Annotated in this window: 24 protein-coding genes; 18 read left to right on the forward strand and 6 right to left on the reverse strand. The window is 40.8% G+C overall.

Annotation, left to right across the window (positions count from 1 at the left end):
- Positions 1-97: 97 nt before the first annotated feature.
- The 7 genes from MKX82_RS04270 to MKX82_RS04300 all read left to right on the forward strand — a co-directional run bounded on the left by MKX82_RS04270 (position 98) and on the right by MKX82_RS04300 (position 12435).
- Positions 98-2083 carry an alpha/beta hydrolase family protein gene (locus MKX82_RS04270; RefSeq protein WP_251645265.1) on the forward strand — a complete coding sequence of 662 codons (1986 nt, stop codon included), beginning with the start codon at positions 98-100 and terminating at the stop codon, positions 2081-2083.
- A gap of 365 nt (positions 2084-2448) precedes the next feature.
- On the forward strand, positions 2449-3312 hold the full coding sequence (locus tag MKX82_RS04275; RefSeq protein ID WP_341075229.1) for an LCP family protein: 864 nt from the start codon (positions 2449-2451) through the stop codon (positions 3310-3312).
- 141 nt (positions 3313-3453) lie between these two features.
- Complete coding sequence (locus MKX82_RS04280) at positions 3454-4080, forward strand: TVP38/TMEM64 family protein (RefSeq protein ID WP_233316652.1); 627 nt, start codon at positions 3454-3456, stop codon at positions 4078-4080.
- 31 nt (positions 4081-4111) lie between these two features.
- On the forward strand, positions 4112-4666 hold the full coding sequence (gene lepB / locus MKX82_RS04285; protein ID WP_233316653.1) for a signal peptidase I: 555 nt from the start codon (positions 4112-4114) through the stop codon (positions 4664-4666).
- A gap of 137 nt (positions 4667-4803) precedes the next feature.
- A complete protein-coding gene (addB, locus tag MKX82_RS04290) occupies positions 4804-8301 on the forward strand; it encodes a helicase-exonuclease AddAB subunit AddB (RefSeq protein ID WP_341075233.1) in 3498 nt (1165 codons plus the stop codon).
- A complete protein-coding gene (addA, locus tag MKX82_RS04295; RefSeq protein WP_341075235.1) occupies positions 8288-12013 on the forward strand; it encodes a helicase-exonuclease AddAB subunit AddA in 3726 nt (1241 codons plus the stop codon). Before addB ends, addA begins: the two co-directional genes overlap by 14 nt.
- Positions 12014-12126: 113 nt before the next feature.
- Positions 12127-12435, forward strand: a complete 309-nt coding sequence (locus MKX82_RS04300; protein WP_233316656.1) for an HNH endonuclease — start codon at positions 12127-12129, stop codon at positions 12433-12435.
- A gap of 19 nt (positions 12436-12454) precedes the next feature.
- On the opposite strand, the gene MKX82_RS04305 is transcribed toward MKX82_RS04300, so the two are convergent.
- Genes MKX82_RS04305 through MKX82_RS04330 form a run of 6 tightly spaced genes read right to left on the reverse strand, consistent with a single transcriptional unit; the run spans position 12455 to position 14501 of the window.
- Entirely contained in the window at positions 12455-12673 is a 219-nt protein-coding gene (locus MKX82_RS04305; protein ID WP_233316657.1) for a spore germination protein, read from the reverse strand.
- A gap of 45 nt (positions 12674-12718) precedes the next feature.
- Positions 12719-13168 (reverse strand): spore germination protein GerPE, encoded by a 450-nt coding sequence (locus tag MKX82_RS04310; protein ID WP_233316658.1) that lies wholly within the window; start codon positions 13166-13168, stop codon positions 12719-12721.
- A 2-nt stretch (positions 13169-13170) separates the two neighbouring features.
- Positions 13171-13350, reverse strand: coding sequence for a spore gernimation protein GerPD (locus MKX82_RS04315; RefSeq protein WP_233316659.1), 180 nt, complete (start codon positions 13348-13350; stop codon positions 13171-13173).
- On the reverse strand, positions 13347-13979 hold the full coding sequence (gerPC, locus tag MKX82_RS04320) for a spore germination protein GerPC (protein WP_233316660.1): 633 nt from the start codon (positions 13977-13979) through the stop codon (positions 13347-13349). The genes MKX82_RS04315 and gerPC overlap by 4 nt, the downstream gene beginning before the upstream one ends.
- Positions 13980-14003: 24 nt before the next feature.
- Positions 14004-14246, reverse strand: coding sequence for a spore germination protein GerPB (locus MKX82_RS04325; protein WP_233316803.1), 243 nt, complete (start codon positions 14244-14246; stop codon positions 14004-14006).
- Positions 14247-14279: 33 nt separating this feature from the next.
- Positions 14280-14501 carry a spore germination protein gene (locus MKX82_RS04330; protein WP_144451981.1) on the reverse strand — a complete coding sequence of 74 codons (222 nt, stop codon included), beginning with the start codon at positions 14499-14501 and terminating at the stop codon, positions 14280-14282.
- 230 nt (positions 14502-14731) lie between these two features.
- Here MKX82_RS04330 and MKX82_RS04335 point away from each other — a divergent pair, with 230 nt between their 5' ends.
- The 11 genes from MKX82_RS04335 to MKX82_RS04385 all read left to right on the forward strand — a co-directional run bounded on the left by MKX82_RS04335 (position 14732) and on the right by MKX82_RS04385 (position 23998).
- Positions 14732-15628: a fumarylacetoacetate hydrolase family protein gene (locus tag MKX82_RS04335; RefSeq protein WP_237940907.1), complete on the forward strand. Its 897-nt coding sequence runs from the start codon at positions 14732-14734 to the stop codon at positions 15626-15628.
- Positions 15629-15694: 66 nt separating this feature from the next.
- Positions 15695-16036, forward strand: coding sequence for a YisL family protein (locus MKX82_RS04340; protein ID WP_233316662.1), 342 nt, complete (start codon positions 15695-15697; stop codon positions 16034-16036).
- A gap of 118 nt (positions 16037-16154) precedes the next feature.
- Entirely contained in the window at positions 16155-17261 is a 1107-nt protein-coding gene (locus MKX82_RS04345; RefSeq protein WP_233316663.1) for a sensor histidine kinase, read from the forward strand.
- Positions 17258-17902, forward strand: coding sequence for a response regulator transcription factor (locus tag MKX82_RS04350; protein WP_233316664.1), 645 nt, complete (start codon positions 17258-17260; stop codon positions 17900-17902). The genes MKX82_RS04345 and MKX82_RS04350 overlap by 4 nt, the downstream gene beginning before the upstream one ends.
- Positions 17903-17978: 76 nt before the next feature.
- On the forward strand, positions 17979-18458 hold the full coding sequence (locus tag MKX82_RS04355) for a DinB family protein (protein WP_233316665.1): 480 nt from the start codon (positions 17979-17981) through the stop codon (positions 18456-18458).
- Positions 18459-18611: 153 nt separating this feature from the next.
- Positions 18612-19544, forward strand: coding sequence for an ABC transporter ATP-binding protein (locus MKX82_RS04360; protein WP_233316666.1), 933 nt, complete (start codon positions 18612-18614; stop codon positions 19542-19544).
- A gap of 11 nt (positions 19545-19555) precedes the next feature.
- Positions 19556-20821: an ABC transporter permease gene (locus MKX82_RS04365; protein WP_341075246.1), complete on the forward strand. Its 1266-nt coding sequence runs from the start codon at positions 19556-19558 to the stop codon at positions 20819-20821.
- Positions 20818-21906, forward strand: a complete 1089-nt coding sequence (locus MKX82_RS04370) for an ABC transporter permease (protein ID WP_341075248.1) — start codon at positions 20818-20820, stop codon at positions 21904-21906. Before MKX82_RS04365 ends, MKX82_RS04370 begins: the two co-directional genes overlap by 4 nt.
- A 117-nt stretch (positions 21907-22023) precedes the next feature.
- Complete coding sequence (locus MKX82_RS04375) at positions 22024-22614, forward strand: DJ-1/PfpI family protein (protein WP_341075250.1); 591 nt, start codon at positions 22024-22026, stop codon at positions 22612-22614.
- A 15-nt stretch (positions 22615-22629) separates the two neighbouring features.
- Entirely contained in the window at positions 22630-23100 is a 471-nt protein-coding gene (locus MKX82_RS04380; RefSeq protein ID WP_233316670.1) for a DinB family protein, read from the forward strand.
- Positions 23101-23146: 46 nt separating this feature from the next.
- The gene (locus tag MKX82_RS04385; protein ID WP_341075254.1) at positions 23147-23998 is read left to right on the forward strand and encodes a pentapeptide repeat-containing protein; all 852 of its coding nucleotides are present in this window, start codon (positions 23147-23149) and stop codon (positions 23996-23998) included.
- Positions 23999-24038 lie beyond the last annotated feature (40 nt).

A 24038-nucleotide genomic window follows, 5' to 3' on the forward strand; every position in this document is an offset into this window, starting at 1 on the left:
ATTTTCTTTCAAAAAAGAAATTAAATGCAATGCTCCTGAAGGAAATTTATTTCTAATGTCGAAATAAGATATAGCTAATAAAGGGAGGAATTGTGACATGGGAGAATCGAGAAAAGTAACGTCTGAGGATTTATACAAATTAAAATCAATTGTTGATCCGCAAGCAAGCCCGGATGGGAAGGGATTTCTATATGTAGTGACAGGCATTTCGGAAGACAAGGATGCTTATTACTCCAATATCTATTATCAGAGCTTAGAGGACAGCAGCAAAAGCTATCAGTGGACGTTTGGAGAGCATCGCAACACATCGCCAAGATGGTCGCCAAACGGCGAGGAAATCGCATTTGTTTCGAATCGAAGCGGAAAAAACCAAATTTACGTGCTGAACAAAAACGGCGGAGAAGCAAAGCAGCTTACATTTGTGCGCAATGGTGCTTCTAACCCTGTTTGGTCTGCTGACGGCAGTGAGATTGCGTTCCAAACGAGCATTGGTAAAAAGGAAAGCCTTCAGGATAAGGAAATTACCGAAAAGACGGAAGAGAAACCACAAGCATTAGAAGTGGATATGATGAAATATAAATCAGACAGTGCAGGCTTTTGGAATGGCAGTTACAGCCATATCGCAATCGTAAATAAAGAAACAGCAGAACTGAAGGAAGTCACTTCAGGAGAAAATGACTATTACTTAGAAAGCTGGTCTCCAGATGGAAAGTATCTTGCTATTACAGCAGATGAAAGTGAGGATAAAGACTTCAGTTTCGAATCGGATGTATATCTGTACGCCTTAGAAACGAAAGAATGGAAGAAAATCACAGAAAGCAATGGCCAATTTGGAAGAGTAACTTGGTCGCCTAACAGCCAAAAAATCGGCATTATTGGCAGCGGTAGAGAATACGAAAATGCTACCTTGTATAAAATCTGGGTTTATGATTTGAACAGGGAAGAGCTCCGCTGCTTAACAGAAGATTGGGATGTGAATGTCGGCGATTTTGCGATTGGAGATTTTCAGCAAGGAGCAGTTACACCAGGAATTCTATGGGGCGAGGATAATAATAGCTTTGTTTTTCTTGCGACAGACCATGGTAATACTATTGTTTATTTTGGCAATGAGGAGGGAGCAATCTATCCAAGTCTGATTGACAATCAGCATGTGTACGGGCTGTCTACTGGCGGAAGCTTAAAGCAGGCGATTGTTGCAATCAGCAAACCGACAGAACCAGGTGATTTATACAGCCTGAACTTAGAAACAGGCGAAACAGTTAAACTGACAGATGTGAATAAGGAATTTACAGAAACACATAGCTTTGCACCAGCAGAACCAATCGAGCTGACATCAAGAGACGGCTGGCAATTACATGGCTGGGTGATGAAGCCTGCTGATTATAAGGAAGGAGAAAAATATCCTCTTGTTCTTGAAATTCATGGCGGTCCGCACGCAATGTATGCTAATTCCTATTTTCATGAGTTTCAAACACTTGCAGCAAATGGTTATGCCGTGCTGTTCATTAATCCGCGCGGAAGCCACGGATATGGTCAGCATTTTGTCGATGCGGTTAGAGGCGATTATGGCGGCAAGGACTATGAGGATGTAATGGATGCTGTTGACTACGCATGTGCAAACTTTGATTTCATAGATGAAACCCGCCTTGGAGTAACAGGAGGAAGCTATGGCGGATTTATGACAAACTGGATTGTCGGCCATACAAATCGCTTTAAGGCTGCAGTTACACAGCGTTCGATTTCCAACTGGATCAGCTTCTATGGTGTTAGTGATATCGGCTATTATTTCTCTGATTGGCAAATTAAAGCAGACTTGAATGATATCGAAACATTATGGAAGCATTCACCGTTAGCATACGCCAATAATATTGAAACGCCGCTGTTAATTTTGCACGGTGAAAAGGACTTCCGTTGTCCAATTGAGCAGGCAGAGCAGTTGTTTATTGCACTTAAAAAGCAGAAAAAGACAACGAAATTTGTCCGCTTCCCAGAATCCAATCATGAATTATCAAGAAGCGGCAAACCAACATTGCGCATTTCCCGTTTGAATTATATTAATAATTGGTTTATTGATTATTTGTAATATAAAGAATCGCTTGCCCTAATAGGCAGGCGATTTTTTTATGCGAAATAAGCTTTGATGAGAAAAGAGTCTTTTAATATTAAAATCATCTTAAGTTCCTTAAATGTAATTAAAAATATGGAAATTAAATGTTTGCATATCTATTTATCTGATATGATAATAGATAATACGTATCCTTTATACGTAAGAGTATTTTATTCTTTTAAGGGTAACAATGGAAAAGAAACTTATGTTTATCATAAAACGTTAGAATAGATAAAAGCTAAGAAAGGAAACAATGGAGGATGGAGCGATCAGAGTATAGACAAACCAGAAAGAAAAAAAGAAAGCTGAGAAAAGGCAGAGTCTTTTTCTTGTTTCTTGTTTTGTTGATAATATTTGCGGCTGTATACATATTTGTTCAATATAATGCCGGGAAAAAAAAGGCACTGGAAAATGGTGCAATAGAAAAGGTTGAATATGAATTTAATGGGGAAAAAGACCAGTATGGCGGGACAAATGTCCTTTTATTAGGTAGTGATGCTAGAGAAGGAGATACAAAATACCGCACAGACACGATTATGGTAGCCCAGTTTCATCCGGACAAGGGCACATATAAACTAATTTCCTTAATGCGTGATATGTATGTTGATATACCTGGAAACGGTCAGGGCAGAATTAACACAGCTTTCACAATTGGCGGACCAGAGCTGTTGCGGCAAACAATCAAGGAGAACTTTGATATAGACCTTCAATATTACGCAATTGTCAATTTCCAAGGATTTGAGGCGCTTATTGATGAGACATTCCCAGATGGGGTGGAGATAGACGTCGAAAAGAGGATGTCAGAGAATATTGGGGTAACATTGGAGCCTGGCCTGCAAAAGCTGAACGGAAAGCAGCTGCTTGGTTATGTGCGCTTTAGACATGATGCTATCTCTGATTTCGGTAGGGTAGAAAGACAGCAAAAAACCCTTGAAGCACTTGCTTCACAAATTTCAGGGGTGCAGACAGTTGCTAAACTCCCTAAATTGGCTGGTGTTATGATGCCGTATATTAATACGAGCATGAGTACAAAAGACATCTTGTATATTGGGTCTGATTTAATTCGCAATAAAGACCAAGAAGTAGAGACATTGAGAGTTCCTGTTGATGGGACTTATCAAGATCTTCGAGTCAATGGTTCTGCTGTGCTTGATGTAGATATAGACACAAATAAAGAAGAAATACATGAGTTTTTATCTAAATAAAGGGAGACTAAAGCAAATATACTGTATTTAGGGACGATAAGCGGATTTTTGTTAAGTAACCTTAGCGCTAACTAGCGTTTCGTATTGGTCTGCTGAGAAACATAAACCTGCTTGAAATGATATGCCAAGGAGTTTTCGTTTATGGATATAGCTACAATAAAAGAATGGTTTACACTAGATAATATCATGCAATTAATAGAGAGCTACCGGGCGTTCGGTCCGTTGCCAGGCATTTTGCTGCCTTTACTAGAATCGTTTGTCCCTTTTCTGCCGCTATTTTTGTTCATTTTGGCAAATGTGAATGCCTTTGGGTTTTGGCTCGGCTTCCTGTTTTCATGGATAGGAACTTGCGGAGGGGCGCTGCTCGTATTTTTGCTTGTTAGAAAATATGGACAAAAGAGGCTTTTGCGCTTTATTCGTAACCATAAAAAAGTGCAAAAGCTCATGGTTTGGATAGAGAGACATGGGTTTGGACCGCTGTTTATCTTGCTGTGTTTTCCTTTCACCCCGTCGGCTTTAGTAAATATTGTGGCAGGTCTCTCCCGTATCCGTGTAAAACAATATTTTCTTGCTGTTGTGGCAGGCAAGCTAGTCATGATCAGCACCATAAGCTTTATTGGTTATGACTTGAAGTCGATGATTACACATCCGATACGGACAATTCCAGTTGCAATCGCGATTTTTATCCTATGGTATGTAGGAAAAAGAGTCGAGGCAAGAATGAATGTTACGGCAGAAAAAGAAAGAGAAAGAGAACATGGAAATTAATGTTCCAAACAATGCATGGAGGAGATAGCATTTGAAAGAAGCAATAAAAAGAGAAAGCATAGAATGGATTAAAGCATTTGCTATCGGAATCATCATCTTTGTTATCATTCGCGCATTCTTTTTCTCCAATTATGTGGTTGAGGGCGAATCGATGATGCCTACATTGCAGGATGGAGATAAATTAGTCGTTAATAAGATTGGCTATAAAGTCAGTGATTTTCATCATTTTGATGTGATTGTTTTCCACGCGAATGATAAAGAAGACTATGTAAAAAGGGTGATAGGTGTTCCAGGGGATAAGATTGAGTATAAGGATGATCACCTGTATATTAACGGAAAAAAATATGAAGAGAATTTTTTGGATGCTTACCGTAGTCAAGTAAGTGCTGGAAAGCTGACAGGGGATTTTACCCTTGAGGAAATTACTGGAGAACAAGCAGTGCCGAAAGGAAAGCTGTTTGTGCTCGGTGATAATCGGCTGGGCAGCTGGGACAGCAGACATTTTGGTTTTATAAATATCGATCAGGTAGTCGGCAAAGTTTCTTTACGTTACTGGCCGCTCCGTGATACTCAATTTTCCTTTTAAGAATGGGCTCTTTTAGAGCCTTTTTTTTATGGAATAACCGTGAAAATATTGGCAAGTGGAATCCAAGTACTCTTTCATACGGAAACATTTGTTTCTATGATATTATATAGAGAGAAATTAAGTTCGAGGAGGCAATTATGTCTGTTAGATTATTATCCGGACGATCAGGCAGCGGAAAGACTGCCTTTTGTATAGATTCGATTCGGGAGAAGCTGTTCGCAGATCCTGAAGGCAATCCAATTATTTACTTAGTGCCAGATCAAATGACATTTCTGTCAGACCAAAGCTTGGCTGCGAGCGAAGGGCTTGGCGGCATGTTCCGTGCCCAAGTTTACAGCTTTACAAGACTTGCGTGGAGGGTTTTGCAGGAGACTGGAGGCATCTCGAGACAGCATATTAACAGCGTCGGAATCAGCATGCTCATCCGCAGCATTATCGAAGAAAAGAAAGAAGAGTTGTTCCTGTTTAAGAAGGTGGCAGACAAGAACGGCTTTATTGGACAAGTCGAACAGCTTGTAACAGAATTCAGAAGATATTGCGTTACACCAGAGGAGCTTGACAGCAGGCAGCAAGACATAGAGGGAGCTGGAGATGGCGACAAGGCTCTTTTGGACAAACTGCATGATTTGGAAATTATTTATCAAAGCTTCGAGGAAAATATGCTGGGCAAGTATATTGATGGAGAAGATTATTTCCGCCTCCTTGCAGAGAAAATCAACAGCTCTGAATATTTAAAGAAAGCAGAAGTTTACATTGACGGTTTCTACAGTTTTACACCGCAGGAATATTTAATTATTCAGGAGCTTATCCAGGTTTGTGAGAATGTAACGATTACTTTTACTATGGACAAGCCTGACCGAAACAGTTTTGCAGATGAATTAGACCTTTTCCGGATGTCAAAGGAAACTTACGCAACTGTTTATGAAATGGCAAGACAAATCGGTGTGGAAGTAGAGGAGGAAAATTTTGCTGAAGTGCATAAAAATATGCACCACTCCCTTAAACATATCGAGGCACATTTTGACAGCAGGCCAGCTCTCCCGTTTTTTGGAGAAAGTGCTGTGTTGTTTGCAGAAAGCGTCAATCCGAGGGCAGAAATAGAGGGCATTGCTCGGGAAATTAAAAAGCTTATTAGAAAAAACGGCTACCGCTATCGTGATATTAGTCTCTTATCCCGGAATACGGTAGAATACCAAAATATAATAGAAACTATCTTTGCCGATTATGAAATTCCTTTTTTTATTGACCAGAAAAGAACGATGCATTTCCATCCGCTTGTCGAGCTGATTCGCTCTACCTTGGAAATAATAGAAACAAACTGGCGGTACGAGCCTGTTTTCAGGGCAATTAAGACAGAGCTGCTGTTTCCAATGCATATGCAAAAGCGCAACATCAGAGAAAATGTGGACAAGCTAGAAAACTACTGCTTAGCATATGGAATAAAGGGAGAAAAATGGACGAGCAAGGAACGCTGGAAATATAGAAGATTTCAAGGGCTAGAATGGGATCAAGGGGTACAGACAGACAGTGAAAGACAAATGGAGCAGGAGCTGAATGAGCTTCGCCTTTCATTGGCTGCACCGATTACACGGCTGGCCACCAGGCTGAAGAGAGCAAAATCAGGAAGAGCAAAATGTGAGGCTCTATATCTCTACTTGGAAGAACTAGAGGTTCCAGAAAAAATGGAATTATGGAAAGTGGAGCTTGAAGAGCAGGGGGAGCTTGTTAAAGCAGGTGAACACGACCAAGCGTGGAACAGCATCATAGACCTTCTCGATCAATTTGTTGAGATTTTAGGAGACGAGGAGATAGCAAGAAAACAATTTGCGACCATATTGGATGCTGGGCTTGATACACTTAAGTTTTCTTTAGTTCCGCCAGCAATAGATCAGGTGCTTATTGCTGATCTTGAGAACTCCAGGCTTGGCACCATAAAGGCTGCCTTTGTTATCGGGATGAATGAAGGGGTTTTTCCTGCCAAGTTTACAGATGAAGGGATTTTTGCAGACAGTGACAGGGAAAGTCTTGTAGAAGCTGGAATGAAGCTAGCACCTACAAGCAAAACTAGATTGCTTGATGAAGAGTTTCTTGCATACAAAGCATTTACAACACCGTCTGACAGATTGTATTTAACATACCCGCTGGCAAATGATGAAGGCAAATCTCTGCTGCCATCTGTGTATGTAAAACGGATGCGCGATTTTGTGCCAGAAGCAAAAACGCTCTACTTTATGGCTGATCCTAAGGATCTTTCCAGTCTCGGACAGCTCGATTATGCAGTTGACATGAAAACAAGCTTGTCTTACTTAAATGGCCAGCTGCAGCTGAAGAAAAGAAATTACCAAATTTATGATTTTTGGTGGGATGTTTATAACACCTATATAGAAGACCCTAAATTCCAGCCAATCGCGAAAAAAGTGTTCTCAAGCTTAACCTATCAAAACAGGACGTGTGAGCTCACAGAAGAAACGAGCAGCGATTTATATGGGGAAAGCATAACAGCGAGTGTTTCACGGATGGAATTGTTCCAGTCATGTCCGTTTTCTCATTTTGCCACACATGGCTTAAAGCTTAGAGAGAGACAAGTGTACAGACTTGAGGCGCCTGCTATTGGAGACTTATTTCATGCTGCCTTGAAATATATTGCTGAAACAGTGCTTCATGAAAATATGATGTGGTCGGATTTGACGAGACAGCAATGTGAGGTTCTAGCAAAAGATGCTGTCGAAATGCTTGCTCCTAAATTGCAAAATGAGATATTGCTGAGCACAAACAGACATCACTATATTAAGAGAAAGCTGGAGCAGATTATTAGCAGAGCTTCTTTCATCCTGAGCGAGCATGCCAAATACAGCGGCTTTGCACCGATTGATTTGGAGCTGGAATTTGGGCCGAAAGGCAAGCTTCCGCCAATGGCCTTTTCGTTAAAGAATGGCACGAAAATGGAGCTTGTCGGCAGGATTGACCGTGTTGACAAAGCTGAGCTTGATAATGAAGTATATTTGCGTGTAATCGATTATAAATCAAGTGCACATGAACTCAATATGAATGAAGTATATTACGGCCTGTCTTTGCAAATGCTGACATATTTAGATTTGATTATTTCCAACAGCAGCATTCTTGTTGATAAAGAAGCAAATCCTGCAGGAGTGCTATACTTCCATGTCCATAATCCAATCTTGAGCAGCAAGAAAATCTTGACGCTTGATGAAATCGAAGAGGAATTGTTTAAAAAGTTTAAGATGAATGGATTAATGCTTGGAAAAGAGGAAGTTATTAAGCTGATGGACGGCAGTCTTGAAAAAGGCGATTCACCTATTGTTCCAGCAGGTGTGAAAACAGACGGAACATTAACGAAACGTTCTAAAGTTGCAAGCAGGGAGGACTTTTATTCCCTTCAGAAATTTGTTCGCCATAAATATGTGGAAACAGGCAATAAAATAATTGGCGGCAATGTTGATATTTCTCCGTATCAATTAAAAGAAAAATCACCATGTACATTTTGTTCATTCAAGTCTGTTTGTCAGTTCGATGAAGGTCTTGAATCAAACCAATATCGAAAGCTGCAAACCTTCTCGAAGGAAGAAGCACTTGATTTGATCAGAAAGGAGGCAAACACACATGAAGAGTATTGATATACCGCCGAAACCGCTTGATGCGACCTGGACAGATGATCAATGGAAAGCAATCAGCTTGAGCGGAAATGATATTTTAGTGGCAGCTGCGGCAGGATCAGGAAAAACAGCCGTTCTTGTAGAAAGAATGATACGCAAGATTGTTTCTGATAATCCAATAAATGTTGATGAGCTGCTTGTTGTTACATTTACTAATGCATCAGCGGCAGAAATGAAGCATCGTATTGGAGATGTGCTTGAAAAGGAGATAAATGCTAATCCAAAATCACAGCACTTGAAAAAACAATTAGTTCTATTGAATAAGGCCCATATATCAACTATTCATTCTTTTTGCTTAGAAGTAATCCGCAAATATTATTATATGATTGACCTGGACCCTGGCTTTCGCATTGCTGATGAGACAGAAGCACAATTGATGCGGGATGAATGTGTGGAAGATTTATTTGAGGAAGAATATGGACAAAGTGAAAATTCGGCATTTTTTGATTTAGTTGATGCCTTCACAAATGATAGAAGTGATGATGCACTTCAGAAAATCATACAGGAAGTGTATGATTTTTCACGGGCAAATCCTTCTCCGTCGGCGTATTTGGAGTCTTTAGCAAATATGTATGACATCGAGGAAACGGCGGCAATTGAAGACCTTCCATTTGCAAAAGAGCTGCTTGCAGATATAGGACTTCAATTGGACGGAGTTCGGCAGCTTTTGGAATATGGATTAGAATTGACGAAGCGTCCTGGCGGTCCTGCGCCAAGAGCGGGCAATTTTGTTGATGATTTACATCTTTTGGACATTATTCAAAAGGCGAAAGACGACTCATGGAAAACGATGTATGACGCGATGCAAACATTGAAATTCTCAAGAGCTAAGGCATGCAAAGGGGATGAGTATGATCCTGCTTTAATTGAAGAAGCCCAAAAGGTCAGAGATAGAGCGAAAAAAATATTGCAGGAGCTGCAGAGTGAATTATTCGGCAGGCTGCCTGAAGGTTTTATAAAAGACATGCGAGAAATGAAAGTCCATGTGGAAACATTGACGAGACTTGTAGCTTCCTTCTCCGATCGTTTCCAAAGAATGAAATCGGAAAAAGGCTTAGTCGATTTTGCTGACTTAGAGCATTACTGTTTGGAGATTTTACGTGAGCCTGAAGCAAAAGAGCTTGTGCCGTCTGTGGCAGCAGTGCAATACCGCAAGCAGTTTAAGGAAGTGCTGATAGATGAGTATCAGGATGTCAACATGGTGCAGGAGTCCATATTGCAGCTTGTTACGGCAGACAGTGAAACAGCGGGAAATCTGTTTATGGTTGGCGATGTAAAACAATCTATCTATCGATTCCGGCTTGCAGAACCAAACCTGTTTTTATCTAAATATAATCGTTATCAAGCAGATGAGAATACAGGCTATAAGATTGACCTTGCCAGAAATTTCCGAAGCAGAAAAGAGGTTTTGGACGGTACAAACTATCTGTTCAAGCAGATAATGGGGGTCAAAGTCGGCGAAATTGAATATGACAAAGATGCTGAGTTGGCAAAGGGAGCTGCTTATCCAGAGGATGCTGCTTTTCCAATTGAATTGGCACTTGTTAACCAAAATTCTGCAGCCACGACTGAAGAAGGTGACGGAGAGACTGGTGAATTCGATGCACAGGAAATGGAGCAGTCTCAGCTTGAAGCACGGGTGATTGCCCAAAAAATAAGAGAGCTGTTCGATCACAAGCAGGAAGTATATGATGCAAAAACGAAATCGTACCGTCCAGCTATGTATAAGGATATGGTGATTCTGCTTCGTTCGATGACATGGGCGCCAGCCATCATGGAAGAATTAAAGCAATTTAATATTCCGACATATGCTAATTTGACGACAGGCTATTTCGAATCAACGGAAGTCAACATCATGATGTCATTGCTTAAAGTAATAGACAATCCATATCAAGATATTCCGTTGGCTGCTGTGCTCCGATCCCCTATAGTCGGGTTAACAGAAGAAGACTTGAGCAGAATTAGAATTGAAAAGAAGCAAGGAGCATTCTATGATGCTGTTAAAGCATATATGAGTGTTAACAAAAATGACGCCTTGCAGGAGATGCTTGCACCATTCTTTGAATTATTGAATGAATGGAGAACAGAGGCAAGGCGTGGAGCTTTGTCAGATTTGATTTGGAGGCTCTATAGAGATACGCATTTTTATGATTTTGTCGGCGGATTGCCTGGAGGCAATCAGCGCCAGGCTAACTTGCGGGCATTGTTTGACCGGGCCCGTCAATACGAGGCAACCTCTTTCCGCGGGCTTTTCCGCTTTTTACGGTTTATTGAACGGATGAGAGACAGAGGGAATGACCTGGGGGCAGCCAGGGCCTTAACAGAGCAGGAAGATGTTGTCCGAATCATGACAATCCACAGCAGCAAGGGACTGGAATTTCCGTTTGTTTTCCTTGCTGGCATTGGCAGAGAATTCAACACAATGGATTTGCGCAAGCCGTTCCTGCTTGATAAAGATCTCGGGTTTGCGACAAAGTATATTCATGCTCAAAAACGAATCTCTTACCCGTCTCTTGCACAAATAGCATTTACGAAGAAGAAGCGAATGGAGCTTTTAGCAGAGGAAATGCGGGTGCTATACGTAGCGCTGACAAGAGCGAAGGAAAAATTAGTGCTGATCGGCTCTGTTAAGGATATCGAGAAGTCTAAACAAAAATGGGCACAAGCTGCTGGACATTCCAATTGGCTGTTAAATGAGTTCGACAGAGCATCTGCCCGCTCTTATTTAGATTGGATTGGGCCAGCCCTTGTAAGACATAAGGATGCATCTGGCATACATCTGGAAACATGGATGGAAAAAGGAGAAGTGTCTGTCCATCCTTCAGCATGGGAAATCCGAATTCTTCAAAAAGAAGATATTCTTAAACTTACTGTAGACGATATGGAAGAACAAGAGAGCTGGCTGGAAAAGGTGACAAGCGGAAAAGTGATGGACATTTCCTCTGAATATAAAGAGCAAATCCAAAAAACTCTCGCCTGGAAGTATTTGTACCCGCATGGCACAATATATCGTTCCAAACAGTCCGTGTCCGAGTTGAAAAGGCAAAGTGAACGGTTGGATGAACAAAGCGGCACAGAAATTCAGCCACGTCGCAAAACGATTTGGAACAGACCGAAGTTTATGCAGGAGAAAAAGCTGAGTCCTGCAGAAAAAGGAACAGCCATGCATATGGTGATGCAGCATATCCGATTGGATGAAGCTATAACAGAAGACAGTATCAGGCAGCTTGTTGATGAAATGCAGACAAAGGAGCTTCTGACACCAGAACAAGCAGAGGCAATTGAAGCAGGGCAGATTGTCTCCTTCTTCCAGTCAGAACTTGGAGAGCGCATGCGTAATGCAAAAAAGCTTGTTCGTGAGATTCCATTCAACATTGCCTATCCGTCAAGCTCTGTGTATAAGGATTGGCAAGGAGAGAACGAGCCAATTTTAGTCCAAGGTATCATCGACGTCTATTTTGAGGATGAAAAAGGCACAGTGCTGCTTGATTATAAAACAGATTCTATTCTAGACCGGTTTAAAGGCGGATATATGGAGGCCAAGCCAGTATTAGAAGCGCGCTATCGTGTTCAAATTGACTTGTATGCTGATTCACTGGAGAAAATTCTTAAGAAAAAAATCGATGAAAAATATTTATTCTTCTTTGATGGAGCGAATATCTTACCGATGTAAGACAAAAAGGCTGTCCGAATTATATCGGGCAGCCTTTATTATTAGTTTTTTTTTATGAATTGCTAATTTATTGGGGTAAGAAATCACATGCTAATAGGCAGGAGGGAAGAAAAATGGCAAAAGCGAATAAAAAAATTGGAACATGTGAGTTATGTTTAAGAGAAGATGTAGAGACGACAGCCCATCATTTAACACCTCGGGAAATGGGCGGGGCATTCTTAGGCACAGCTGATTTATGCATTCCTTGCCATAAACAAATCCATGCACTGTATACAAATGAAGAGCTGGCAGTAAGATTGAACAAGGTTGAATTGCTGCAAGATGATCCTAAGATAGCGAAGTATTTGGCTTGGATAAAAAAACAGCCTTCTACAAAATTGCAGAAGGTGAAAAAATCAAAGGACAGAAGAGGGAGAAAATGAGGCTTCTTCCCTTTGTCTGTCAGTTATTGGCTGTTGTCGGCTGGTCAAGCAGACTTGTGTCTACATAATTCGTTGCGCTTAATCCATTGTTGGTAATAATAAATGCTCCAGTGTTTGATGCCCCGGAACCTAAAGAGACTTTCGAATTTCCCTTTGGGGAAATAAACAAGGAATCACCGAATTGAACAATCCCTTCTCCGACGTTAACAATTTGAACAGGTCCTACAATAGCAGGCAAAAGAACCTCCTCCTTTATTTATATAGTAGCCTGGCACCAAAAAAATCATCTGCCGTTAACAATAGCGGTTCCAGGTGATGAATGTATTTCCTCAAGGGGGATGATAGTTTGATTATTTAACTCCTCAGAGTGATTCTCTAGCTGTCTTATATGCTTTATCCTCGTTTCTGCATAAATATGACGGGTGCTTCCGACTTGAAGCAGGGATGAGGCTGAGACGGCAGTAATATCAAGGTTTTTCACTTTAATAACCGGCTTTATTTGATGGTACATTATATTGATGCTCTCAGTGATAGGAGGAATGGGAATTGGTTCGGAAAAAATCGGATATTGGTCAAAGGAACCTTCTCCGCCGAAGAAAATCTTCTTCTCTCGTTGTACAGCAAGTGCCCTCGAAAACGCTTGATAAAAAGAGATATCACCAAATTCTAGTGTAGATGAAAATGATGCTATATTTAGACGTATATGATTAACAACAGAAGTCCTTGTAAGCATATTTATCCTTTAGGGAACAAAGGGACAAATGGTCCGATAATCAGTGATTCTGCAGGTGTGTCAAAAGTGGACGCAAGCTGAATTGTCTGAACGTCGCCGACAATGCAGACAGATGAACTTGATACACCGATGATTTTAATATCACCAACTGCCAGCTCTCTATTATAAACCTGAAAGTTCATTCCTTGTTCCTTCCCTTCATATTGTCTGGAATATTGCTTAAGAATATTTTGACACCATTTTCAATTTCCTGCTTTAATGCTTCTATAATCGTTTCATTTTGCTGTTGTGTATCCTCTGCTTTTTCACCGCCGGTTCTTTGCTGTAAATAATATTGGATTCTTGTAGGCAGCTGCTTTGTAACATCTTCCTGAATGAAGGAAATATAAGCTTCATCCTCCTCCAAGCCTAGTTCGGCTTGTTTTTGGACAATTATCTCAGGAAGCTCAAGCTGGATATAGGAGAGGAGTGTTTCTTCCAGTTCCATCGATCTTGTCATCATTTGTTTAGGGTCTATTGGATATAAAGGACCGCCAGGCTGAACAGAATTACCTGGATTAATTGCCAGTTCTTCGATTTTTTGCAAATCTGCTGGATTTAAACCGATGTTCAGCGTCCCATCCAATGTTTCCACTTTTAGCTGATCAAAGCTGTATTCAATGCGATCGACTCGAACGGAAGGCCTGTTTTTCAGTTCGGTTATTTCTTTGGTCATTTCGGTGACAGCTTGCTCCAATGATACGATTCTTTTTTCCAGGTATTGCAGATAGGATTGCATCTGATCGCCATAATGGTAGAATTGTTGGGACATCCTTCGTACCTCCTTCATCTGTCTTTAAGGTGCTGTCAATGGAACAGAAGGTGACATGACGACACTGTCGTCTGCCACATTAACACCAGTAAACGGCTCTGATTCTTCAACGGGACTTGGAGCAGCCTCGGTGAAGCCTCCGGTATTATATAGATAAGAATTAGGCTTTATGATACCAGAGCTGCCAATCTGAAAAACGGAAGAGTTTGTAATACCGCCGATTTTTATGGTGTTTATTGTTATAGATTGTTGAATGAAAAAATTCATCATTATCACCTTTTTCAAAGTCAGAAAATCAATTTAAGCATTCAGGAAATTTCCTTGATCAATGCCATCATTGTCTGTTGTGTTCGTGGCACTTCGGTAGTTAGTTATATTCAACCCATCACCAGTGTTGAAGGAACCGGAACCAGAGAATGTTTTGGCATTAGAAATCGGCATGATTTTATAGACATCGCCAATATTAAAGATGGAGCTGCTTCCTATGGAAATAACCTGTGCGACTCCTACAATAGCTGGCATAATCAACATCCTTTACATAAGATTCTTAACATTCTATGTGGGGGTTCTGTGGAGTGTGATACATTAGCCCAGCAGTTGTTAGCCTTCTCTCTTTTTAGCCTATTCAACAGCAAGGTTGGCCTATGCCTGTTGCTCCACTTTAATGTGATAGATTTGAATAGTATTATCTGAAAGTTTATAATTAACATAAATATTAAACTATAAATCTTTTGCAAAGGGATGGAGATAGTATGAAGTTTGCGACAGTATTACTGCAAGGCAGACAAGTTGTTGCGGTTTTAAATGAGAAGAATAAAACGATAATTCCGCTTAATGATGCAGAAGAACAGAGAACAGGCAGCCGTCCTTTTCCAGATGACTTGATTCAATGTATAGAGATGGGAAATGACTTTATTGATAAAGCAAGAGAGGCGACTAATTGGGCCAATGAAAACAGCAGCAATTTAGTTGAATTGGATGAAGTGAAGCTCCTTGCACCAATACCAACACCAAGGAAAAATATATTTTGTGTAGGGAAGAATTATGAGGAGCATGCAATTGAGATGGGGAGTAAGGATGATATACCTGAGCATGTGATGGTGTTTACGAAAGCCCCGACTACTGTAATCGGACCAGATGAAACAGTTCCTGACCATTCAGATGTATCAGAGCAACTGGACTATGAAGGAGAGCTTTGCGTAGTCATCGGTAAAAAGGGTAAGGCGATTCCACAGGATAAGGCGTTGGAGTACGTGTTTGGCTATACGATTCTTAATGATATTACCGCAAGGGATTTGCAGGCAAGGCATAAGCAGTTTTTCATCGGAAAAAGCTTGGATGGCAGTGGACCGCTTGGACCAGTAATTGTGGAGAAATCAGCTATTTCAAATCCAAACAAACTGAATATCTCGACTAAAATCAATGGAGAAGTCAGACAAAATTCCAATACAGCTCACTTTATCTTTCCTATAGAAGAAGTGATTAGTGTTTTATCAAAAGGCATGACGCTTGAGCCAGGAGATTTGATTGCAACTGGAACACCAGCTGGAGTCGGCAAAGGCTTCAAACCGCCGCGATTTTTGAAAGCTGGCGATACGATAGAAATAGAAGTAGAAGGAATCGGTGTGCTGCGCAACACGGTTGGATAAGATTTGACGGAAACCATTTTATAAACAGCAAGAAACGTGCATCCTATGAAAGAAGGAGGTGGGCATATGTTTGGCCAAATCCACTTTATTTCATGGATGCTCACATTAGTTCTTTTTGTTGCAGTCTTGTTTTTAAGAAAAACAGACCAAAAAAGAACGAGAAAAATCGTACATATGATTGCAAGGCTTTTGTATATCTTTATCATTGTTTCCGGTGCTATTATGCTGTTTCGTGTAGAAACTTTTACTGCCCTGTACATGCTGAAGGCACTTGTCGGGTTTTGGGTCATCAGCATGATGGAGATGATATTGGTCCGGCTTGAACAGGAGAGAAAGGTCAGAATCCTGTGGGGGCAGTTTGCAGTCGCTCTTGTGCTTGTATTGTATATTGGGTATGCTGCGTTATAATGTTTAAGGAAGGCTCTGCTTAACAAAAAAAGCAGAGCCTTCTTTTTGTTCCAGTATTGACCATGAAAAGAATTATCTGGTAAGTTATCAGTAGATTACGTGAATGGGAGAGAGTTTATTGCAATCATTTTATGTAAAGCTTGCGCTATTAATTTCTATGTGGGCAGGGGCGCTATTTGCATCGTATGAAAACAAAAATGTATTTTACATCTATTTATTTTCCTGCAGCATCCTGCTTGCTCTTTATTTTCTTCTACCCCTTCTTCGCAGAAAGGTTTTTATCTATTTGGCTCTTCTCGTTTGGATACAAGGGTTAATCTTTTTTGGAGAGGGCCAAAATCCTCTTTACCTTTACGCACTATCTTTCTTTTACATACTGGAAATGAATCAGGAGATGGCGGGAAGAATTAGCGGTGTGGCGCTCCTTGTGATTTCCTGCTTGAACTGCTTGTCAGGATATGCTTTGTATAATTATCCACTCTTGCTTGTGCTTGCTGTAAATGGATTTGCAGGGCTCGTGCTTTACTATTTTGGCGAAACGAACAGAGAGTATAGGCATATAAGAGAAGCATATGCCTCCTTATTAAATGACTTCAGGGTGCATAAGCGGAGAGCTTTTCAGAATGAAAGGACTGCGAGAGCGGAAGAGAGAACAATGATAGCAAGGGAAATGCACGATGCTGTTGGCCATAAGCTGACAGCGCTTGTTATGCAGGTTGAAGTAATGCGCCGAGAACTTCCTGGCAGTTCTTATTCCATCATTAAGGAAATAGCCTCTGAATGTCTGGAGGAAACGAGAAGAGCTGTCCGCCTCATGCAGGCAGAGGAACTTCAGGGGATTTCCGCACTTGTTCATTTAATCAAAAAGCTGGAAAGTGAGAATGCTGTCCATGTTCATTTTACAGCTAAACAAGGAGCGCTTCACGCACAGCTCAGCAATATGAAAAATGCAGTTCTTTATCGGACGATCCAGGAAGGGCTGACAAATGCAATGAAGTATGGAAGCACGAGAGATGTTTTTATTTCAATTGGAGTGTCGCCAATCGGCCACCTTACATTTGAAATAAAAAATGCTTTTAACCATAAGCATCCCATACACAAAGGGTTCGGTCTTGACAACATGTCAAGAAGGCTGGAGGAAGCGGGAGGAAAGCTTGCCATCCAGCAGCTGAATCAACAGTTTATCTTGGCAGGAAGTCTGCCGACAGAGGAGATAAAAAAATGATTAACGTAATGATTGCAGAAGACCAGGCAATTGTCAGGAATGGACTGAAAATGATAATTGAACAGGATGCTGATATTTTGGTGGCAGCTGAAGCGGAGAATGGCAAGGAGGCGCTCTGCTTGCTTGAAACTGTTCCTGCCATAGATCTTATCTTAATGGATGTCCGCATGCCTGTTATGGATGGACTTGAAGCAACAAAGCAAATAAGGGGGCGCTATCCGCATATTAAGATACTAATCTTAACTACTTTCAATGATGAGGAGTATGCAATTAAGGCTTTCCGAGAAGGAGCAAATGGGTTTTTGCTGAAAAACGCTGATAGTGCTGCCCTTATTAACAGCATTAAAAGCTGTCTTGCTGGGGGCATGAGCATACATGCGGACGTTGCAGCAAAGGTCATGCCTAAGCTGCTGAAGGAAACGAGACCCTATATGCAGACAGACCTAATTGATACCCTTACAGAAAGAGAAATAGAAGTCGTTAAGCATGTCGGACTTGGGAAAACCAATAAAGAAATAGCAGGAAATATGTTTTTGTCTGTCGGTACGGTAAAGAATCATCTTACACAAATCCTGCAGAAGCTTGAACTAAGGGATAGAACACAATTGGCTATCTTTGCTGTGAAAAATGACCTTATATAGCCATAGTTTTGGTTTAACATAACTAAAAATGTTATGATGATTTAGTGTGTTACATAAATGTTGAAGAGGTGTTTATATGTACAGAAAAACAGAAGATTTTATTGCAGACTGGACTGCTTCTGCTCACGGAACAGTACAAGTATTAGAGTCACTTACAGATGAGAAGCTAGGTCAGGCAATTGTTGAGGGTCACAGCACACTTGGCTGGCTTGGCTGGCATTTAGCTACAAGTCCTGCTTTTTTTGCAGGAGTTGCCGGTATTAAGGTAAGACCTGCTACAGATAAAAAAGCAGAAAATATCACTGCAGCTGAAATAGTACAAGCTTACAAAACGATTGCAGCTGATATCGCTGAAGCTGCAAAGTCTTTAACAGATGAAACACTTAGTGAAACAGTCGACCAGTTTGGAAAACCGATGACAAAAGGTTCTGTTCTTGGATTGCTGATTCAACATCAAGTTCATCACAGAGGACAAATGACGGTTCTGCTTCGTCAAGCTGGCCTGCCTGTTCCAGGTGTACTTGGACCAACAAAGGAAATGCAGGCAAAAGGCTAAATCAGCCTAAAAAACGTCTCTATATAATAGGGACGTTTTTTTTATGGAGAAAAAAATGACTTAAGTCACTTAGTAAGCAGCACATAAAATGACCTTTAGGTATAGGAAAAAACTTGTAAAAACATTATGCTGTCATTAGAAAGGATGATGACAATGCTTGAAGTGATTGATTTATCCAAACAGTTTAAACATAACAAAGTGGTCAATTCTGTTAATTTGTATTTGGAAAAGGGAGAGACAGTCGGTCTTCTTGGTCCGAATGGTGCTGGGAAATCAACGACAATTTCGATGATTTCTTCCCTCCTTGCGCCAAGCGGCGGTGATGTTCGGCTGCATAATGTAAGCATATTAAAGACACCGGAAAAGCTGCGCAAAATACTTGGCGTTGTCCCGCAAGAAATCGCCTTGTATATGGAGCTGACGGCAAGAGAAAACCTGATCTTTTTTGGCAAGATGCACAAAATTCCTAAAAGTGTGCTGCAGTCAAGGGTGGACGAAGTGCTGGATATTATTGGATTGAAGGACAGACAGAAGGACCTTGTGAAGACATTTTCCGGAGGAATGAAAAGACGGCTAAATATCGGGGTAGCCCTTATTCATGAGCCGGAAATTATCATAATGGATGAACCGACAGTCGGCATTGACCCTCAATCGAGAAATCACATATTAGAGACAGTAAAGCGATTGAACAATGAAAAGAATATTACGGTCCTTTATACGAGCCATTACATGGAGGAAGTAGAATACCTATGCAATCGGTTGTACATTATGGATCATGGCAAGATTATCGCTTCAGGCTTAAAGGAGGAAATCAAAAATATCCTGTCTGCAGAAACAGCGATTAATATTCATGTCGAAATGATTAAGCATCCCTTTGTGGAGGTGTTAAGGAATCTGCCTAATGTTCAGCAGCTCTCTATTAATCAATCAACTATTACTATAATTGTGCCGAAGGAAATCCAGCTATTGAAAGATATCTTCCGTCTGGCAGAGGAGCACGAGGTGAATGTGCTTGCAGTCAATATTGAAACACCAAGCCTGGAGGATGTGTTTTTGCATTTGACAGGGAGAAAGCTTCGGGATTAGGAGGAGAGTACATGTTCTGGCATATGGTAAAAAAGGAAATTCTGATGATATGGAGAAGACCTAGGGAACTGGTGGTTCTCCTCTTAATGCCTTTTATATTAATCACAATATTAGGAAGTGCACTGGGCACAATCATGGATGGAGGAGAAGAGTCTGGCAGCTTACATGCAAAGCTGTTGGTCGTCCTAAAAGACGATACTGTAAACGCCCAAAAGGTGACAGTATCTGAAATAGAGGCTTCCACTGTAAGTCCGGAAGAGAAAAAGATGCAAATGGAGACTGTTTATGCAGTAGATCCTGTTTCAACTTTTATGCATGAGATAAAAGAAAATAAAGAACTAAAGAAACTGGTAACCATGACCGTAGTTGAGGAAGAAAACAGTACTTCAGCAGAGGAAAGTGAGTATACAGGGATTTTGACAATTCCATCGGGCTTTACAGAACAGTTTTATCAGAAATTACTTTATGGCAAAGAAATTTCTGCAGAGTGGAGCTTTAAAGAGACAGACAGCACATCTCTGGCAGCGACTGTGTTAAAAGATATACTGATGAGCTATCAGAAAGAGCTCTCTTATATGAATATATCTGCCGAATTGAACAGTGAGTATACACCGACAAATAGCTCTGCTGTCGGAAAGCTAGAAAATGTCACGAAGAAAAAAGTAGTGGATTCCTTTTCTTATTATGCGATAGGAATGTGTGTCATGTTTGTCTTTTTTGTAGCTTCTACTGTAGCAGGCTTTGCTTACCAGCAGAAAGAGTCGTATATGTACCAGCGCATCCTTCTGGCAAATGTGTCGCCATATACCTTTTTCTTTGGCATATTTGTATCAACATTTTCCCTTTCCTTTATACAGCTGCATTTATTATTTGGATTATCTGCATTAGTATATGATGTTGTGTTTGCCAGCTTTATTCATTATTTTGTTGTGACATTCTTGTTGAACATACTGGCAGCAAGCTTCGCTGTGTTTACGGCAGCTTTATCATTCCGAGCAAATTCCAACAATGTGCCTACATTGTTTACTAATATGCTGATTCCTATCCTTGCCTTTGCTGGCGGAAGTTATTTTGATTTGAGTGCTAGTGGGGGATTCATGGAGACACTTGGTGAGTTTTCTCCATTAGGGGCTGCAATTACAGCCTATTTAAAAGTATATCAAGGCTACAGCCTGATGGATATAGCTGGGCAAATGGAAGCGATTCTCCTCTTTAGCGGTATCTTACTGCTTGTTTCAGTTGTGTTATTGATGAGGAAAAGAGGTGCTTTAGCATGAAGGGGATACTTTGGGGGAAATTCAGAAAATTTCTGCGCAGACCTGGGTCGTTTCTCATTACCGCAATTATTTGTGCTGTCTTTGCTTATTTACTCGGCTCCAGCTCATTCACAAAGGTAGAGATACCTGTGTTTGCTAAGGATACTGTGGAAGCAGAGGAAATAGTAGAAGAATTAAATGAAAGTGACAGCTTTCAGTTTAAATTATTATCTGAAAAAGCAACATTGGAACAAATTGAAGAGGGAAAGGCAGATCTTGGGGCAGCGCTGGAGGACGATTCATATACCATTTATCAGGCTGCAGAAACGGAAACTTCAATGGCAGTGCACCGCTATTTAGAAGAATATTATCAAAATCATTCTAAACAAGCACAAATCTTCAGCAGCGCCCAGGATAAGAAGGAAGCGGAGAGAAAAGTAGCAGAAATATCGGAAAATCCGCTGCTGCCAATAAAATTTGCCAAATCACAGGAAGAGAGCAGCTATGATCAATCTCTTCAAGCATTATTCGGATTTACCTTATTCTTTAGTATATACACCGTAGCAAATACGGTTGTAGAAATATTGCGTGATAAACAGAACGGCATATGGGACCGATTTATCTTGTCCTCCACAAGCAAAACACAGCTTTATCTCGGCCATCTTCTTTTCAGCTTTCTGTTAGGATATTTACAAATAATGCTTATTTTTCATATATTTAAATTCGGTACAGGTGTTGACTTCAATGGTAATTTTGCCGTAGTGTTCGGTGCTGTTATTCCGTATTTATATGCGATTGTTGCATTAGCCATTCTGCTGACAGGGCTAGTCAAAACAGTAAGTCAGTTTAATGCCTTTATCCCCTTGATTGCAGTGAGCTTTGCGATGCTGGGCGGAGCATACTGGCCACTGGAAATCGTTACATCTGACTTTTTGCTGTTGCTGTCCAAATTTGTGCCTGTCACATATGGGATGGAGCTGTTGAAGAAAGGTGTAATTGACGGTGCAGGACCAATGGAGTTGCTGTATCCTGTCGGCATTCTTTTACTGATGGGAACATTAATGCTGGGAATAGGTATACGCCTTATTGAACGAAGACATATTTAAGCACAAGCCCCTCCTTAAAGGAAGGGTTTTTTTAAGGAGAAAAATAGCTCTAAAAAAGAAGGAAATAGTTGTCAAATGTTGAAGTATTAAAGATTTAGGAAGGGAGAAATCTTTCCCATGAAGAAGCGAACTGTAGGTATTCTTTTATTTAATGAAGTGGAAGTCCTTGATTTTGCCGGACCATATGAAGTCTTTTCCTTATGTACCCCACCAGAAGAGCATGATAATCATTACTTTCATGTAGTGACCATTTCAGAGACAGGAGAGCTTATTAACGCTCGAAATGGTTTAAAAGTAAAGCCTGATTACAGCTTTTCAAACCATCCCCAGGTTGATATTGTCATTGTGCCAGGTGGAAAAGGTGCTGAAGTCCATGAAATACATAATCAAAATGTCATTGCATGGATAAAGCAGCAATCCATTCATGCAGAAGTGATGGCCTCTGTATGCACAGGTGCACTGCTGCTGGCTAAAGCAGGCTTACTGGATGGCAGAAGCGCAACAACTCATTGGATGGACATAGACAGGCTGGAGGGAGAGTTTCCACTTGTAAAGGTTAAGCGCGGTGTCAAGTTTGTCGATGAAGGCGACGTCATTACATCAGGAGGGATAGCAGCCGGTATTAATATGTCCTTTCATCTTATTAGCCGGCTTTATGGAAAGGAAGCAGCGATAAATACAGCCAAAAATATGGAGTATGAGTTGTAGCAGAGGTGCAAAGGCATGAATAAATATTGTGGAGCAGCCTTAAATCAAATCCGGATTGCGGTCGATTCAATAAAGGAACTGATGATGTCTTTACGTGAGGAAGACCTTACTTTTAGGCCTACGTTAACGAAGTTCTCCATTGGCGAATTATTAGAGCATCTTTCATTGATATGTGAGGCAGATTTATTGATTGCCTCTGGCATGTCAAAAGAGGAGATGGAGAGTTTTTATGTTGAACATAAACTTAGCAGTCTCTCAAAAATGGAGGCAGCTATTGATCATTCATTCTTATTGCTCAAGAGCACATATGAAGGCTTTTCTGATGAGCAATTATTCGAGCAAATCAAGTCGTATTGGGGCACGGTTTATACGCGGTATGAGTGGCTGTTGGAAATACTGGCTCATATTTATCATCATCGTGGCCAATTACATGCCATGCTTGTTCATATGTATAGAAAGGAACCACCAATAGCACTTTTTGAATAAAAGTGCATTATGGCTAATAGAAAGTAGATTATTAGGAAGTGGAAAAATGAAAAGTGGGATTCAGGAAAAAATAGATTACTATAGTTCATATAAGCCAGATTGTGAAAACTGTTTTGGTTTATGCTGTGTAGCTTTGCCGTTTGGTAAATCGGCGGAGTTTGCAGAAGACAAGGAAGGAGGGAAGCCTTGCAAAAATCTCGGGGAAGATTACCTGTGCGGCATTCACCAGCATCTCCGCCCGAAAGGTTATAAAGGCTGTACAGTATTCGAGTGCTTTGGTGCCGGTCAGAAGGTTTCGCAGTTTACCTTCAAGGGAGTGACTTGGCGGGATTCCCCCGCTGTTGCAAAGGATATGTTCAAGGTTTTCCCAATCATGCAGCAGCTGCATGAAATGCTTTGCTATTTAGATGAAGCACTTCAGCTAAAATCTGCAATAGGATTAAAAGAAGAGCTTACAAATGCCTTTAAGGAGACGAAAAGGCTGTCGGAATTAGAGCCAGCAGAGATTATGGAGCTATATATTCCCGCACATCGGGCTGTGGTTAATGAGCTTCTAATACAAGTGAGTGAGCTTATGAGACAAAAGGTGACTGAAAAAACCAAGCTTCAAAAAGGACGGAAAAAGAAAAAAGGGAGCGACCTGATCGGAGCGAATCTGCGCAATCAAAATTTGCGGGGAGAGAGCTTCAGAGGTGCATGGTTAATCGCAGCAGACTTACGAAGTGCTGATTTAAGAAATGTTGATTTTATTGGTGCTGACTTACGCGATGCTGATATTAGGGGAGCTGATTTAACTGGCAGTATTTTTCTGACTCAAATTCAGCTCAATGCCGCAAAAGGAGATAGTCATACTAAGATTCCTCGCACTCTATCTAAACCAGCTCATTGGTCTTGCTAAATTTCTAGTAGATAGTAATATATTCCAATAAAATAATAAT

The sequence above is a fragment of the Niallia sp. FSL R7-0271 genome (assembly GCF_038005785.1).
Lineage (GTDB): Bacteria > Bacillota > Bacilli > Bacillales > Cytobacillaceae > Niallia.

Excerpts from the sequence above, each read along its gene's own strand:
- MKX82_RS04385 (WP_341075254.1), top strand. The coding sequence starts at position 23,147 with ATGAAAAGTGGGATTCAGGAAAAAATAGATTACTATAGTTCATATAAG.
- MKX82_RS04310 (WP_233316658.1), bottom strand. The coding sequence starts at position 13,168 with ATGCTTACAAGGACTTCTGTTGTTAATCATATACGTCTAAATATAGCA.
- MKX82_RS04330 (WP_144451981.1), bottom strand. The coding sequence starts at position 14,501 with ATGCCAGCTATTGTAGGAGTCGCACAGGTTATTTCCATAGGAAGCAGC.
- MKX82_RS04325 (WP_233316803.1), bottom strand. The coding sequence starts at position 14,246 with ATGAATTTTTTCATTCAACAATCTATAACAATAAACACCATAAAAATC.
- MKX82_RS04360 (WP_233316666.1), top strand. The coding sequence starts at position 18,612 with ATGCTTGAAGTGATTGATTTATCCAAACAGTTTAAACATAACAAAGTG.
- MKX82_RS04300 (WP_233316656.1), top strand. The coding sequence starts at position 12,127 with ATGGCAAAAGCGAATAAAAAAATTGGAACATGTGAGTTATGTTTAAGA.
- MKX82_RS04280 (WP_233316652.1), top strand. The coding sequence starts at position 3,454 with ATGGATATAGCTACAATAAAAGAATGGTTTACACTAGATAATATCATG.
- addA (WP_341075235.1), top strand. The coding sequence starts at position 8,288 with ATGAAGAGTATTGATATACCGCCGAAACCGCTTGATGCGACCTGGACA.
- MKX82_RS04315 (WP_233316659.1), bottom strand. The coding sequence starts at position 13,350 with ATGAACTTTCAGGTTTATAATAGAGAGCTGGCAGTTGGTGATATTAAA.
- addB (WP_341075233.1), top strand. The coding sequence starts at position 4,804 with ATGTCTGTTAGATTATTATCCGGACGATCAGGCAGCGGAAAGACTGCC.
- MKX82_RS04355 (WP_233316665.1), top strand. The coding sequence starts at position 17,979 with ATGTACAGAAAAACAGAAGATTTTATTGCAGACTGGACTGCTTCTGCT.
- gerPC (WP_233316660.1), bottom strand. The coding sequence starts at position 13,979 with ATGTCCCAACAATTCTACCATTATGGCGATCAGATGCAATCCTATCTG.
- MKX82_RS04375 (WP_341075250.1), top strand. The coding sequence starts at position 22,024 with ATGAAGAAGCGAACTGTAGGTATTCTTTTATTTAATGAAGTGGAAGTC.
- MKX82_RS04380 (WP_233316670.1), top strand. The coding sequence starts at position 22,630 with ATGAATAAATATTGTGGAGCAGCCTTAAATCAAATCCGGATTGCGGTC.
- MKX82_RS04365 (WP_341075246.1), top strand. The coding sequence starts at position 19,556 with ATGTTCTGGCATATGGTAAAAAAGGAAATTCTGATGATATGGAGAAGA.
- MKX82_RS04350 (WP_233316664.1), top strand. The coding sequence starts at position 17,258 with ATGATTAACGTAATGATTGCAGAAGACCAGGCAATTGTCAGGAATGGA.
- MKX82_RS04370 (WP_341075248.1), top strand. The coding sequence starts at position 20,818 with ATGAAGGGGATACTTTGGGGGAAATTCAGAAAATTTCTGCGCAGACCT.
- MKX82_RS04340 (WP_233316662.1), top strand. The coding sequence starts at position 15,695 with ATGTTTGGCCAAATCCACTTTATTTCATGGATGCTCACATTAGTTCTT.
- MKX82_RS04335 (WP_237940907.1), top strand. The coding sequence starts at position 14,732 with ATGAAGTTTGCGACAGTATTACTGCAAGGCAGACAAGTTGTTGCGGTT.
- MKX82_RS04270 (WP_251645265.1), top strand. The coding sequence starts at position 98 with ATGGGAGAATCGAGAAAAGTAACGTCTGAGGATTTATACAAATTAAAA.